At 66.4% G+C, this 13,278-nt stretch carries 14 protein-coding genes and 1 pseudogene; 12 read left to right on the plus strand and 3 right to left on the minus strand.

Features of this window, described 5'->3' with window-relative positions:
* The 7 genes and pseudogenes from V6D40_RS10730 to V6D40_RS10760 form a co-directional block, all read left to right on the plus strand.
* Positions 1-128 (plus strand): ribosomal protein L7/L12 (locus V6D40_RS10730; RefSeq protein ID WP_334290369.1); only part of this gene is annotated, 128 nt, incomplete at its 5' end.
* An 87-nt stretch (positions 129-215) separates the two neighbouring features.
* Positions 216-812, plus strand: coding sequence for a porin PorA family protein (locus V6D40_RS10735; protein WP_334290357.1), 597 nt, complete (start codon positions 216-218; stop codon positions 810-812).
* Positions 730-1,320, plus strand: a complete 591-nt coding sequence (locus V6D40_RS10740) for a hypothetical protein (protein WP_334290358.1) — start codon at positions 730-732, stop codon at positions 1,318-1,320. Before V6D40_RS10735 ends, V6D40_RS10740 begins: the two co-directional genes overlap by 83 nt.
* Positions 1,317-2,936, plus strand: coding sequence for a 2-succinyl-5-enolpyruvyl-6-hydroxy-3-cyclohexene-1-carboxylic-acid synthase (gene menD, locus V6D40_RS10745; protein ID WP_334290359.1), 1,620 nt, complete (start codon positions 1,317-1,319; stop codon positions 2,934-2,936). The genes V6D40_RS10740 and menD overlap by 4 nt, the downstream gene beginning before the upstream one ends.
* A complete protein-coding gene (locus V6D40_RS10750) occupies positions 2,933-3,337 on the plus strand; it encodes a hypothetical protein (protein WP_334290360.1) in 405 nt (134 codons plus the stop codon). The genes menD and V6D40_RS10750 overlap by 4 nt, the downstream gene beginning before the upstream one ends.
* Positions 3,338-3,402: 65 nt before the next feature.
* Positions 3,403-4,624 (plus strand): annotated as a pseudogene (locus V6D40_RS10755) (glycosyltransferase family 4 protein).
* Positions 4,625-4,656: 32 nt separating this feature from the next.
* Positions 4,657-5,334: a metal-dependent transcriptional regulator gene (locus V6D40_RS10760; protein WP_334290361.1), complete on the plus strand. Its 678-nt coding sequence runs from the start codon at positions 4,657-4,659 to the stop codon at positions 5,332-5,334.
* Here V6D40_RS10760 and V6D40_RS10765 read toward each other — a convergent pair.
* The 3 genes from V6D40_RS10765 to V6D40_RS10775 are packed head-to-tail and all read right to left on the minus strand — an operon-like array spanning position 5,283 to position 7,800.
* The gene (locus V6D40_RS10765; RefSeq protein ID WP_334290362.1) at positions 5,283-6,158 is read right to left on the minus strand and encodes a metal ABC transporter permease; all 876 of its coding nucleotides are present in this window, start codon (positions 6,156-6,158) and stop codon (positions 5,283-5,285) included. The genes V6D40_RS10760 and V6D40_RS10765 overlap by 52 nt on opposite strands.
* Positions 6,155-6,880: a metal ABC transporter ATP-binding protein gene (locus V6D40_RS10770; protein WP_034997179.1), complete on the minus strand. Its 726-nt coding sequence runs from the start codon at positions 6,878-6,880 to the stop codon at positions 6,155-6,157. The genes V6D40_RS10765 and V6D40_RS10770 overlap by 4 nt, the downstream gene beginning before the upstream one ends.
* A complete protein-coding gene (locus V6D40_RS10775) occupies positions 6,877-7,800 on the minus strand; it encodes a metal ABC transporter substrate-binding protein (RefSeq protein ID WP_334290363.1) in 924 nt (307 codons plus the stop codon). Before V6D40_RS10775 ends, V6D40_RS10770 begins: the two co-directional genes overlap by 4 nt.
* 270 nt (positions 7,801-8,070) lie before the next feature.
* Here V6D40_RS10775 and V6D40_RS10780 point away from each other — a divergent pair, with 270 nt between their 5' ends.
* The 5 genes from V6D40_RS10780 to V6D40_RS10800 all read left to right on the plus strand — a co-directional run.
* Complete coding sequence (locus V6D40_RS10780; RefSeq protein ID WP_334290364.1) at positions 8,071-8,736, plus strand: metal ABC transporter solute-binding protein, Zn/Mn family; 666 nt, start codon at positions 8,071-8,073, stop codon at positions 8,734-8,736.
* Positions 8,733-9,593 carry a choice-of-anchor M domain-containing protein gene (locus V6D40_RS10785; RefSeq protein WP_334290365.1) on the plus strand — a complete coding sequence of 287 codons (861 nt, stop codon included), beginning with the start codon at positions 8,733-8,735 and terminating at the stop codon, positions 9,591-9,593. The genes V6D40_RS10780 and V6D40_RS10785 overlap by 4 nt, the downstream gene beginning before the upstream one ends.
* On the plus strand, positions 9,590-10,342 hold the full coding sequence (locus tag V6D40_RS10790) for an anchored repeat-type ABC transporter ATP-binding subunit (protein WP_334290366.1): 753 nt from the start codon (positions 9,590-9,592) through the stop codon (positions 10,340-10,342). Before V6D40_RS10785 ends, V6D40_RS10790 begins: the two co-directional genes overlap by 4 nt.
* A complete protein-coding gene (locus V6D40_RS10795) occupies positions 10,335-11,204 on the plus strand; it encodes an anchored repeat-type ABC transporter permease subunit (protein ID WP_334290367.1) in 870 nt (289 codons plus the stop codon). Before V6D40_RS10790 ends, V6D40_RS10795 begins: the two co-directional genes overlap by 8 nt.
* Positions 11,201-13,278, plus strand: a 2,078-nt coding sequence (locus tag V6D40_RS10800) for a choice-of-anchor M domain-containing protein (RefSeq protein WP_334290368.1), incomplete at its 3' end; no start/stop codon positions are given. The genes V6D40_RS10795 and V6D40_RS10800, both read left to right, overlap by 4 nt.

Below are 13,278 nucleotides of genomic sequence, written 5' to 3' on the forward strand. Positions count from 1 at the left end.
GCCTGAAGGACGCCAAGGAAATGGTCGAGGGTGCTCCGAAGGCCATCCTCGAGGGCGCAAACAAGGACGACGCAGAGGCTGCCAAGACCAAGCTGGAAGAGGCTGGCGCTACCGTCACCCTCAAGTAAGAGCTCTCTGCTTAACGACGCCCCCGTCACCCGGTCCACACACCCGGGCGGCGGGGGTTTCGCTTTGGGTGGGGTATTGTGCCAACCATGCCGAAGTCCCGCGTTTTGTCTGTGCTGCTCGTCGGCCTCGGCGTTGCCTTGTTGGTGGGGGGTTGGGTTGCTCCGAGCTTCATTCTTGATGACGGGCGGCTGCCCCTGTCCCTGAAGCAGACCACGTGGACAATGCACGACCCGGACGGGGTGCGCGACGGCCAGCCGGCGCCGGTGACAAGGCAGTTGCACATGGAGATCCGCGAGCCGTCGAACGCTGGGGTGGCGGCGGTGCGGGTGGGCCACACCTTGCGCGCGGGGGAAGCGGCGACCGACTTCGACAACTTGGTTACGGCGTCGACGTGGTCGTTCGAGATGAACCGGAAGACCGGCCGCGTGGAGGAGCCGGCGGACGTGCAGCTGGTGATGGGGATGCCGGCAGTGCAGGTGCCGGTGGAGGGGTTCTGGCTCAAGTTTCCGGCGGGGGTGGTGGCGGAGCAGGCGCACGAAGTCTTCGACCCGGTGCTCAGGGCGTCGGCGCCGGCACACTTCGTCGATAAGAAAGAGCTCAATGGGCGCGAGCTGTACCGCTTCCGGCAGGAAATCCCGCCGACGAACGTGGCGCAGCGGTACGCGGCGCGAGCCCCGCGATGAGGGGCGCCAGCGCCCCAAGCAGTACTTCCCGGAACAGTCCCAACCCCAATACCAGCAAGCCCAGTACAAGCAAGCTCAGTATCAGCAGCCGCAGTACGAGCAGCCGCAGTACCAGCAGCCGCACTCCGAGCAGCCGTATTACGAGCCGAGCTACCAAGAGCCAGAGCAACGCAGCAACATCGGCACGATTCTGTTGGGCATTCTCGCCGCCGTCAGCTTTGTCGCGGCGGTGTCCCTGTTCTTTCTGTGGCGTGGCGCGGCCGCGGAGGCAGATAAGCCACCGGTGACGGAGACCCAGACCGTCACCACCACGGAGACGCAGACCACTTTTCAGACCACCACGAAGTTCCCCTCCATCTTCGGTGAGCGCGATAACCCGACGGCGACGCTCCCGCCGGAGGAGCCGATGCCGGTACCGGAGGTGCCGCGCGAGTTCCGCGAGGACGCCCGCGACATTTTGGACCAGCTCCGCGACGGCGCGGACCAGTTCTTCCAGGAGCAGCAGTGATCGAGTCGCTTGAGATCGCCCAGGCTGTCGCCGAAGCCACGGCCAGGCATTGCACCGATGTGGTGATGAGCCCGGGCAGCCGCAACTCACCGCTGGCCTACGCGCTTATCGCCCGGGACGGCATCACAGTGCACATGCGTGTTGATGAACGCTCCGCCGCCTTCACCGCCCTCGGCATCGCCCGCGTTCAACGGCGCCATGTGGCGGTGGTGATGACGTCTGGCACCGCCGTGGCCAACGCCTACCCGGCGCTCATCGAGGCGCACATGTCGCACACCCCCCTCGCCGCCATCAGCGCGGACCGCCCCGCGCGCCTCATCGGCACCGGCGCGAGCCAAACCATCTGGCAAGAGGGCATCTTCGCGCGCTACGCAACCACGCAGCAAGTGCATTCGCTTATCGACGCCACGTCGCTGCACTTCACCTCCCCCCAAATACACATCAACGTGGCCCTGGATACCCCGCTCGTGCCGCAGGCATTGCCGGGACGCACAGGCGCGCCACGCCGAGTGGGCCCTGGGGTGTTGTCGGGTTCGGCTGCGTTTGTGGACCACGGGGTGGTGGACATCGACCTCACCCGCGACACCTTGGTGATTGCGGGCGATGAGGCGTGGGAGGTGCCCGGGCTGGAGCACGTGCCCACCATTGCGGAACCGACCGCGCCGACGCCGTTCCATCAGGTGCACCCGTTGGCGGCCCGGTTTTTCGCCCAGCGCGAGGTGGCCATTTCCCACGACGGGGGCGACTTCGCTGCCACCACAAAGCCTGCGCAGGTTGTGGTGGTGGGACACCCCACGCTGCACCGCGACGTGATGGCGTTGCTGGCGGACCCGGACATCCATGTGATTGGGCTAAGCCGCACCGACACCTTCACGGGCCAACCGGACGAGCGCGCAACACGCGTGAATGTCACCGGCCAGCCCACGGATACGTGGCTGAAGATCTGCGAGGCCGCAGGCGAGGTCGGCGCGGACACTGTGCGCCAAGCGCTCGCGGACGTCGAGTTCGGGTTCACCGGCCTGCACGTCGCCGCCGCGGTGTGCGACACCTTGGCCGTCGGCGACACCTTTGTGGTGGGCAGCTCCAACCCTGTGCTCGACGTCAGCTTTGCGGGCATGCCGTTTGATGGGGTTGACACCTATTTCGCCCGCGGCGCTGCTGGCATCGATGGGACGGTGTCCCAAGCCGTCGGCATCGCCTTGGCGGTCCAAGCGTTGCGCCCGGACGAGATCCGCGCCCCGCGCACCGTCGCGCTCATGGGTGATCTGACGTTCCTGCACGATGTCAACGGCCTGCTCATCGGCCCCGACGAGCCGCGCCCCGGCAACCTCACCATCGTGGTGGCCAACGATGACGGTGGCGGCATCTTCGAATCCCTCGAGCCCGGCGCCGAGACCGTGCGCGGCGCATTCGAGCGCGCCTTCGGCACTCCCCACGGCGCGCAGTTGGAGGACATCGTCGTAGGCTACGGCGCCCGCTACCGCCGGGCGGAAACACTTGCAGAGCTGCACGAAGCGCTGTTGGCGTGCGAGGCGGAACCGGACGGCATCACCGTGGTGGAGGCGGTGACCACCCGCGCGACGCGCCGGGAGCTTACGCAAAGGCTCAACCGGTGAGGTGGCGCCGCCGCGCGCACCAGTTCGTGCTCGCGCTCTACGCGTGCGCGGTGCTGGGCTGCGTGGCAATGGTCGTGGGCCCCTGGCTCAACGACGTCCAGATTGCCAACAACACCGGCCGTGGCATGGGCACCGTGACGGAAGCGGGACGGCTGCAAACCTCCGTCAAATACGTTGACGAAGACGGCCAGCTGATCACCCCGCGCGGCGGGTTGCTCTATCCTTCTGGTCTCGGGGCGGAGCAGCATGTGTGGGTGACCTACGCCAACTACAATCCTGACCTGGTCAAAGTGGAGGGCCGTGCCTGGACGCTCTCCCTCATCCCGGCGCTTTCGGTGCTCGCGGTTGCAAGCGCCATCGCGATGGCTGGATGGTTCGCGGTGAATCGATGGGTGCCATAAAAATTCACGCGACGTTTAACTTGGGTTGACATGCAGTTCGCATTGGGGTGCCAATGAGGGCCATTATGCGTGTGGGAATCGTTGCTGAGTCGTTTTTGCCAAACGTCAACGGGGTCACAAACTCGGTGCTCCGCGTGCTGGAGCATTTGAAGCGGGAGGGGCACGAAGCCATGGTCGTCGCGCCCGGCGCCCGCGACTTCCAGGACGAAATTCCGGACTACCTCGGTTTTCCCATCGTGCGCGTGCCAACGGTGATGGTGCCGCTGATTGATTCGCTGCCGATCGGCGTGCCCACCACCACCGTCGCGGCGGCGCTTGCGGAATTCAACCCGGACATCATCCACTTGGCCAGCCCGTTCGTCCTCGGCGGCGCCGGTGCCTTCGCGGCGCGCCAACTGGGCGTGCCGGCGGTGGGGCTGTACCAGACCGATGTGGCTGGGTTTGCCACGAAGTACCACGCCGCCATGATTGCCAACATCGCCTGGGACTGGACGCGCACGGTGCACAACATGTGCGAGATGACGCTCGCACCCTCCTCGGTGTACATCCGCGAGCTGGAATCCCACGGCATCAAAAACGTCCGGCACTGGGGCCGCGGCGTGGACACGCAGCTGTTCAATCCCACGAAGCGCTCCGACGTGCTGCGGCGCGCCTGGGATCCGACGGGGGAGAAGAAGGTCGTCGGATTCGTCGGCCGCCTCGCCGCGGAAAAAGTCAGTGCACCGACTCGCCGCGCTGCACGGGGACCTGTCGATCCAGCTCGTGATTGTTGGCGGTGGTCCGGAGCGCGATGCGCTTGAGTCGCTCATGCCGGACGCCGTGTTTACCGGCGCCCTGTCCGGCGAGGAACTCGCCCGCGCCTACGCCTCGCTGGACCTGTTCGTGCACACCGGCGAGTTCGAAACATTCTGCCAGGCCATCCAAGAAGCGCAGGCCTCCGGCGTGCCCACCATCGGCCCGAAGGCCGGCGGCCCCATCGACCTCATCGAACACGGCGAAAATGGCCTACTGCTCGAGGTGGACACCTTCGAAGACGAGCTACCCGATGCGGCCGCCTGGCTTCTCGACGCCGCCCGCCACCCCCAACTCCAACTCACCGCACGCGAGTCCGTAGTCGATAAAACCTGGGCAGCACTGGGGGGCCAGCTGTTGGGCTACTACGAAGAGGCGCTGCGCAGCTACCAGCGCAACGTCATCCAGCTCATGGGCCGGGAAGTGGCGGTGCCGCACTGGGTGCCGGCGCGCATTTCGCAGCCGCGCTCGGTACTGCGGTCTCGCACCGCGTAGGCGCATGCGCGCCGCCAAGTAGAGTGGCGAGCATGTCTGTCGGCGACCTGTCCACCAGCACCCAGAACTACCTCAAAGGCATCTGGGCGCTTTCGGAATGGTCAGATACGCCGGTGACAACGTCGTCTGTGGCCAAGCACCTCGGACTGCGGAAATCCACCGTCTCCGACGGGGTGCGCAAACTTGGCGAGCAGGGCCTAGTGGAGCACAAGCCTTACGGCGCCGTCGAGCTGACTGACACTGGCCGCACGTACGCGGTGGCGATGATCCGCCGCCATCGCTTGATTGAAACGTTTTTGGTGGAGGCGTTGGGTTACACCTGGGACCAGGTGCACGACGAGGCTGAAAACCTCGAACACTCGGTGAGTGACTTCATGGTCGATCGCATCGACGCGTTTTTGGACTACCCCAGCCGCGACCCCCACGGCGACCCCATCCCCTCAGCCAGCGGCCGCGTCGACACCCCGGCGGCGGTGCCGCTGACCGCTGTGCAACCCGGGCACACTGCGACGATCGAGCGCATCGCGGACGACGACCCGAAGCTGCTGAAGTTCCTTGACAGCCATGGGCTCATCGTCGGCGCGCAGCTCGAGGTGGCGGTGGGCGCGCCTTATTCCGGCGCGGTGGAAGTCCGGCTGGCTGGCGCGACTGCGGCGGTTCAGCTCGGCGAGGCCGCGACCGACTCCGTCTTCGTGCGCGTCGACGAGTAGCCGCGCCCGCCTCGAACGCCGTGCGGGCTGAGAAGCCACACCGCGGTGAACACCGCGCCCTGGGCGAGCACGATCATGCCGCCAGAGGCCGTGTCCAGGTAGTAGGAGCAGTACAGGCCCACAATCGCACACGCCGCCGACATGGTCGGGGCGATGATCAGCATCGTGCCGAATTTGTTGGTGAGCAGGTAGGCGGTCGCACCCGGGATGATCAGCATCGCCACCACCAGGATCACGCCAACGGCCTGGAGTGCCACCACTGACGTCAGCGCCAGCAGTGCCAGCAGGGCCGCACCGAGCAGGCGCGGATTCAACCCAATCGCGTGTGCATGGGTGGGATCGAACGCGTAGAGGGTGAAGTCGCGCCGCTTGAGCACCAGCACGCTCAACACGATCGCTCCCAGGATGGCCACCTGCAGCAGGTCCCCACGGGACACACCAAGCAGATTGCCGAAGATGATGTGGTTCAGATCCGTGTGCGAAGGGGTTACCGAAATGAGCACGAGCCCCAGCGCGAACATGGTGGTGAACACAATGCCAATGGCCGCATCCTCCTTCACCCGGGACGTATCGCGCACCAGCCCGATCAGTGCCACCGCAAGGAACCCGAACACCACCGCGCCGACGGCAAACGGCACGCCCAGAATGTAGGCCAGCACCACGCCGGGCAGGACAGCGTGGCTTACCGCATCGCCCATCAGCGACCAGCCAACCAACACCAGCCAGCACGACAACAGCGCGCAGACAATCGACGCCACCAGCGAGGTCGCAAGCGCACGCATCATGAACTCGTACCCAAACGGCTCCGTAAGCAGCGCAATCATGCTGACACCCCCATACCGAAGCCCTGTACCAAATTGTCCGGCTCTAACACCACTTCAGTCGGGGCGTGCATCAACACCCGGCGGTTCAACAGCACTGTCTCCGGCGCGAGCTGGGGCAAGGCAACCAGGTCGTGCGTCACCACAAAAATAGTGGTGCCTTCTGCCGCGAGGTCACGCAGCAGCTCAGTGATGGTGGCCTCGGAATGTTTGTCCACGCCGGCGAAGGGTTCGTCGAGAAGCATGATGCTCGCACCCTGAGCGATACCGCGGGCGATGAAGGCACGCTTCTTCTGGCCACCCGAAAGCTGACCGATCTGGCGGTCTGCGAACGACTCAAGGTGGGTGCGCTCAAGCGCGCGATCCACAGCCGCAATGTCCTCCGCACGCGCGTGGCGGGTAAAGCCCATGTGGCCGTAGCGGCCCATCATGACCACATCACGCACTGTGACCGGGAACTGCCAGTCCACGTCCTCGCTCTGCGGGACGTAGCCCAGCACCTGCGTCTTGCGGGCGCGCATGGGGTCGATGCCGTTGATACGAACCGTGCCGCGATCCGGCTTGACCAACCCCATGATCGCCTTGAGTAGCGTGGATTTGCCCGCGCCGTTCATCCCGATCAGCCCACAGATACGGCCTGGTTGGACGCTCAAAGTTGCGCCGTCGAGCGCGACGACGTCGCCGTAGCGCACCGCAACATCGTCAACCGCGATTGCGGGGATCACTGCTTGCCCCCGTTCAAACCGTCGATGATCACCTTCGTGTCGTGGCGAATCAGATCCAGGTAGGTCGGCACCGGACCGTTTTCCTCAGAAAGCGAATCGACGTAGAGGGTGCCGCCGTACTCCGCGCCGGTGGCCTTCACGACCTGCATCATCGGCGCGTTAGAGACCGTGGATTCACAGAACACAGACGGGACGTTGTTTTCCTTCACAAACTCGATCGCGCCGGCGATCTGCTGCGGGGTGGCTTCCTGCTCAGCGTTGACCGGCCAGATGTAGCGCTCGGTCAACTTCGCGTCGCGAGCCAGATAGGAGAACGCACCTTCGCAGGTGACCAAGGCGCGCTGCTTGTCGGGGACAGCGGCGAGCTTGGTCTCCAGCTCGTCTTGCACAGCCTGCAGTTCCTGCTTGTATGTTTCGCCGTTGGCCTTGAAATCATCGGCGTGCTCCGGGTCGAGTTCGCTGAACGCGTCGACGATGTTGTCCACGTACTTCTGCACGTTCACCGGACTCATCCAGGCGTGCGGGTTGGGCTTGCCGGCGTAGGCGTCCTCCGCGATGTCGATCGGGTCGACACCTTCGCTGACCACGGCGTGGGGCACGTCCAGGTCGGCGACGAACTGGGAGAACCAGTTTTCCAGGTTCATGCCGTTGTCCAGGATCAGGTCGGCGTCGGAGGCGCGCGAGATGTCGCCCGGGGTGGGCTCGTAGCCGTGGATTTCCGCGCCGGGTTTGGTGATGGACTCCACCCGCAGGTGGTCGCCGGCGACGTTCGAAGCGATGTCCTGGATCACCGTGAACGTGGTGAGTACCACGGGGGTGTCTTTGCCGCCTGCGGCGTCGGCGCTGTCCTGCGAACAGCCTGCCAGGCCGGCAGCAAGCGCAGCCGTGGCGGCGAGCGCGAGCACCTTGGATTTCAACATGTTGGTCCTTTTTTCTTTCTGTGTTCTTTCTGGGCACTTTCCGTGCGGTTAGAGAAGCGGCGGCGGGCCGACGCGGTGGGACGCGGCAATGAATCGGTCGAGCTTTTGCCGGGATTCGTCGCGCAGGTAGACGGCGAGCAGCCGCATCATGTCCCATACCGGCGAATAATAAAGTTCGTCTGGCAGAACTTTCAAGTGTTGTCTTGTCGTACGACCCCCGTTTGCGGGGGGCGCACGGACGACGAGGGCGATCTGGACCCAACGGGCACGGTGGTCGTGGTACCGCCGAAGACGCTGCAGCCGATACCGCCGCAGCGCGAGTTCCGCTTCTTGGGCGACCCGGGTGAGGAGACGTACCTGCTGCCGCAGGCGGTGCTGGGCCGCCACGTCCACGGCGAGCTGGATCCGCACATCTGGCACGACCCAGCCGCGATGGACGCGGTGGTGCAGGTGGTGCGGGACGAGCTGTCCGCGGCCGACCCGCGCCACGCCAGCGCGTACGCCGACAACGCCGAGCGCTACCGCGCCCAGCTCAAGCAGGTGGCGCAGGAGGTGCGCGCGGAGTTCGACCAGGTCCCGGAGACCAACCGCAACCTGGTCACCACCCACCACGGCTACGCCTTTCTGGAGCGCGCGTACGGGCTGCGCGTGGCCGGGTTTGTCACCCCGAATCCGATCGTGGAGCCGAGCCCGCGCGATCTGATGGCGCTGTCGCGCACGCTGGACAACTTGGCCGTGCCGGCGGTGTTCGTCGGGCACGGCAAGGAAGACGAAACGCCCGTTTTGAACGAAACCGCTGCCTTGCACGGGGTTGAGGTGTGCCCGATCTGGGGCGACACCTTAGACCCGCCGGGGGAGGGGCCTGCGCAGACGTATGTGGATCTGATGAGGGCCAATGGAACGTCGATAAGTAAATGCTTGAAAGGACAACCATGAGAATTCCCGCTATTATCACCGCCGCAATGATCGCGGCCGCACCCGTCGCTGCCGCCCAGGTGCCGGACAACGACCCGGCGTTGCAGCAGGTCGTAAGAGCCGACGAGCAGGTTGCCCCGCAGGGAGAGCGCGCCGTCATCGACGCCGGCCACGCGGACCTGGGCCCCGTCTTCGTCGACGGCAAGCTGCAGTTCCTGGTGCGCGACGACACGCAGGACACGCCCGTGTGGCGCCACCTCGAGGACGTGGTATTCGCCGTGGGTGACGGCGCGAAGCAGACCCTGCCGGAGACCGACCAGTTCGCGTTCACCGGCGCGAAGCCGGGGGCCGAGGTGTGGGTGATCCCGCAGACCGAGGTCGTCGGCGTGCCGTGGCTGGGGTGGAACTCGCAGGCGCCGTCGCTTGTGGAACGCTCCGCAAACGGGATGAGCCTGGAGTTCGGTGGACATGAGGGCCCGGGCCAGTTCTCCCTGTTTGTTCAGCCCGGCGGGTTCCACGAGCCTCAGCAGCTGTGGAACGGGCAGGAGCCCGGCACGCAGTCGATGTGGGTGGAGCCGAACACGCACACCCACGCCAACTGGGTGTTCACCGAGCCGGGCGCCCACCTGGTGGGTGTGCGCGCGAAGGTGGAGGACCAAGACGGCACCGTGCACACCGACGAGCAGGTGGTGCGCATCGCCGTGGGCGTGGACCCAGCGGAGGCGGCGGATGCCCAGTTCGGTGAGTTTCGGGCTGAGGGCGATGGGGGTGAAGCGGCGTCGCAAAGCGGTGGCTTCAACCTTGTGTGGCTGATCGGCCTCGGCGTGCTTGCCCTGGTCGCGCTGCTTGCTGTGGTGTTTATGAGGGGCCGTCGATGAGAAGGATTGAGGTGCGCGAACTGGCGGTGTCGTATCCGGGCCACGACGTGTTCCGCGGGGTGGATCTCACGCTGCGCGGTGGCGAGTTCGTCGGCCTGCTCGGACCCAACGGCGCGGGCAAGACCACGCTCATGCGCGCGGTGCTAGGCCTTATCCCCGCTGACGCCGGGACGGTCTCCGCTGGCAGGGGCCCGGTGCGCAAGGTGGTGGGGTACGTGCCGCAGGCGCACAACGTGGCCTGGGATTTTCCCATCGACGTCTATGCCGCCACGCTGAACGCCACGCTCGGACAGCGCCCGTGGTGGCGCCGCGCCGGCGAGCGCGAGCACCGCGCCGCCCAGCAAGCCTTGGAGATGGTCAACCTGACCGACCTGTCCGATCGCCCCATCCACGACCTGTCCGGCGGCCAGCGCCAGCGTGTGCTCATCGCGCGCGCCCTGGTGCGCCGCCCGGGCATGCTGCTTCTCGACGAACCGTTTACCGGCCTGGACATCCCCACCACCGAGCACCTGCTGCGGCTGTTCCGCCGCTTGGTGGACCGGGGTCTCGGCGTGGTCATGTCCACCCACAACATCGCCGAGGCCATTGATTCCTGCGACAGGTTGGTGCTGTTCAACCGTGGGGTCGTCGCCGATGCCGCGACGCATGAGCTCAACGATGACGCCCCGTGGACTAGCACCTTCTCCGTCGACGAGGATTCGCCGTGGCTGCGCGGCGTGCGAGCTCATTTGGAGGCTGCCCGTGCCTGAGATTTCGTTTGTGCAATTCCTGGCCGACATGGCCAACCCCCAGCTAGCGTTTCTGCCGCGCGCGCTGGCGGCCGCGGTGAACGCGGCGGTGCTGTGCGCGGTGGTGGGCTGTTTCGTGGTGCTGCGGGGCATGGCCTTTATCGGCGACGCGGTGGCGCACGCCGTCTTTCCGGGCATCGCGGTGGCGTTTGCGTGGCAGGTCTCCGTGTTGCTGGGTGGGGCGGTGGCCGGCGCGATCGTCGCGGTGTTGATCGCGGTGATGTCGCAGCGGCGCACGATCAAAGAGGACTCTGTGATCGGCATCGTGTTCACCGCCGCGTTCGCCTTCGGCCTGGTGGTGATCTCCCGTGCGGAGGGCTACACCGCATCCGTCAGTTCGTTTCTGTTCGGCTCGCTCACGGGCGTCAGCTCCACCACTCTGGCCGTCCACGCTGTCGCCGGCGCGCTAATCGTGGCCGTAGTGGTGGCGCTTCGCCCGTGGCTGACGGCGGTGGCACTCGACCGGGAGACCGCCCGTGCGATGAACCTGCCGGTCGCCGCGCTGGATCTGGCGCTGTACCTGTGCGTGACCTTCGCGGTGGTGTTGGCAGTGCAGACGGTGGGCAACATCCTGGTGGTGGCGCTGCTGATCACCCCGGCCGCCGCGGCGCGCCTGTTCACGAACAAGCTGGGCGCGATGATGTGCATCGCTGCCGCGTTCGGGGTGGCCGGCAGCGTGGCGGGTGTGTGGCTGGCGTGGTCCTACGACTCGCCCACGGGCGCGACCATCGTCCTGGCCGTTACCGCCATCTTCGCGCTGAGCTGGCTGTTCGCTCCGCGTCGCGGCGCGCTTGCTGGCTGGCTTCAGGGGGTGAGGCGATGAAGCGATTCGTTGCAGCGGCGGCCGTAGCGGTGCTCGCGCTCTTGGCCGCGCCGCATGCGCAGGCCGCGGAGCATAACCCCGGCGACCCGGGCCACGGCGTGGAACTGGGAAAGATTGACCACCCGTGCGCCGGGCGCAAACTGCTCTACCACTCTCACAACGACGCGCTCTACGGCACCTACAAAAACGGCAAGCTCACCGTGATGGCGGTGGACGGCCAGCAAGTCACCGACCAGGAAAAGGTCTGCTTCCGCCTCGCTCCGGACGCCGACGCCGACGGCAACGACGTGTCCACCTTGACCGTGCCGGAGGACGGCTCCCTGAAATTCCTCGGCGAGCCCGCCAGCAAGGTGTGGGCCGCGCCGCAATCCGTGGACTGGACCGACAGCTGGCGGCCCATCTGGTCTGGCCTGGGGGCTTTCGACCCCGCGCACGAGGCGGGTGAGATCCCGGATAACTTCGTCGACGACGTCATGCACTTCGACCTGGTGGAGATGGACGGCCCCGGCGATGTCAACGTGTTTTTCTCCTCACGCGTGGGCGATCCGGAGCGGCTGTTTAGCTCCGCCGACGAGGACATGCGCACCATCACCTACGACGTCGGCGGCCACGGCCATTTCACCTGGACGTTTTCCGAACCGGGCATCTACAAAATGACCTGGCAGGGCCGCGCCGAGCTCAAAGGCGGCGGCACGGAGCGCTCCGAGCCGGTTACCCAGTACTGGCTCGTCGGCGACGACCCCACCGTCGGCTTGCCCGAGGGCACCACCACCGATCTGCGCACCCCCAACACCGCGCAGGACACCGCTAGCCCTTCCCCGAGCGCGACGGCGTCGTTGCGCCCGAAACTCTCGACTAGCACGCGCGCCACGCCCGCGCCGCGGCCCACGACACCGGCTGAAGCGGCGCCGACGAGCACCGCACCCGCGGACCGGCGCAAGCTCATCAGGTCGGGGCATATGGATATGGCGTTGGTGGCCGAAGGGCCGTCGATAAGCGCGAAGCTTATTGACGACTCCGACCCCCACAACCAGGCCCAACGTGAATCCGGCAGCTTCATCTTCGCCGTGCCGGACGCGGCGCGAAAAACGCTGCCGGTCGGCGTGAGAGAGAGCTTTCCGGACGCGCCCGAAGAGATGTGGATTCTGCCGCAGGCGCAGCAGAAAAACCTTCCCTGGCTGGGATTTTCCACCACTCGGGTGGCCGCCGACGCGCTGGCGCAAGGCTCGAAGGTGACCGTGGCCATGCGTGCCGTAGACGGTCCCGGGCGCATCTACACCTGGCACGAGGACCTGCGCGGGCTGCGCGTGGAGCTCGATTCCGGCGACCCGGACAAAACGCTGGGATACCCGGTCAACGCCCACGATCACCAAGGCTTTGGGTTCACCGAACCGGGTGTATACACCGCCACGTTTACCTTCTCCGGCACGTCTGCCGATGGCGAGGACTTCTCAGAGGAACTGGTGGCCACCTTCGCGGTGGGCGACGAGGCCGTCACCGCCGCGAGCGAGGGCCGCCTGGGCGGCGCCGGCGCTGCGGCCGGTGCCTACAAGGGCAGCGGCAAGCTCACGCTGCCGGGCGTGTTGGCGAACGGCATCCGCTCGCTTGAAAGAGAGATAAAGAAAGCCGGCGACACGCTCGCGTCGCTTGCGCGCAAGAAGGACCACGAGGGCGACGGCGGCAGTGGCGGCAGCGACGCGAAGTCGGGGCCGGTGTCGGGCTCGGCGGCAACGCCGGCAGCAACGCCGGCAGCAACGCCGAAACAACCCCAATCGGCCCCCGCCGCGCAACCCGCGGCGCAGCCGCAGCGCGCACCGAGCAACAACCGCGCCAGTAGGTCAGCGACCCGCGAGGACACCAAGGCCACAAAACCCGCGGTGACGACCGAGGTAAAAGCGCCGTCCGAAGCATCTTCGGCGACGGCCGGTAGCACAGGTACGTCCGAGTCCTATGCCGCCCAGCCGAATCCCGCAGGCGGAGGCGGCACGGGGATTCACTCGTCGCTTGACGCCGCCAGCGCGCAACCGGGCGGCGGGGCCACGGGAACGTCGCCGACAGCGGGCGGGTTTTGGGC

The organism is Corynebacterium sp. Marseille-Q4381, from assembly GCF_036881695.1.
Lineage (GTDB): Bacteria > Actinomycetota > Actinomycetes > Mycobacteriales > Mycobacteriaceae > Corynebacterium.

Coding starts and splice junctions, on each gene's coding strand:
- V6D40_RS10735 (WP_334290357.1), top strand. CDS start 216: ATGCCGAAGTCCCGCGTTTTGTCTGTGCTGCTCGTCGGCCTCGGCGTT.
- V6D40_RS10765 (WP_334290362.1), bottom strand. CDS start 6,158: ATGATTGCGCTGCTTACGGAGCCGTTTGGGTACGAGTTCATGATGCGT.
- V6D40_RS10790 (WP_334290366.1), top strand. CDS start 9,590: ATGAGAAGGATTGAGGTGCGCGAACTGGCGGTGTCGTATCCGGGCCAC.
- V6D40_RS10760 (WP_334290361.1), top strand. CDS start 4,657: ATGTCTGTCGGCGACCTGTCCACCAGCACCCAGAACTACCTCAAAGGC.
- V6D40_RS10775 (WP_334290363.1), bottom strand. CDS start 7,800: ATGTTGAAATCCAAGGTGCTCGCGCTCGCCGCCACGGCTGCGCTTGCT.
- V6D40_RS10785 (WP_334290365.1), top strand. CDS start 8,733: ATGAGAATTCCCGCTATTATCACCGCCGCAATGATCGCGGCCGCACCC.
- V6D40_RS10740 (WP_334290358.1), top strand. CDS start 730: ATGGGCGCGAGCTGTACCGCTTCCGGCAGGAAATCCCGCCGACGAACG.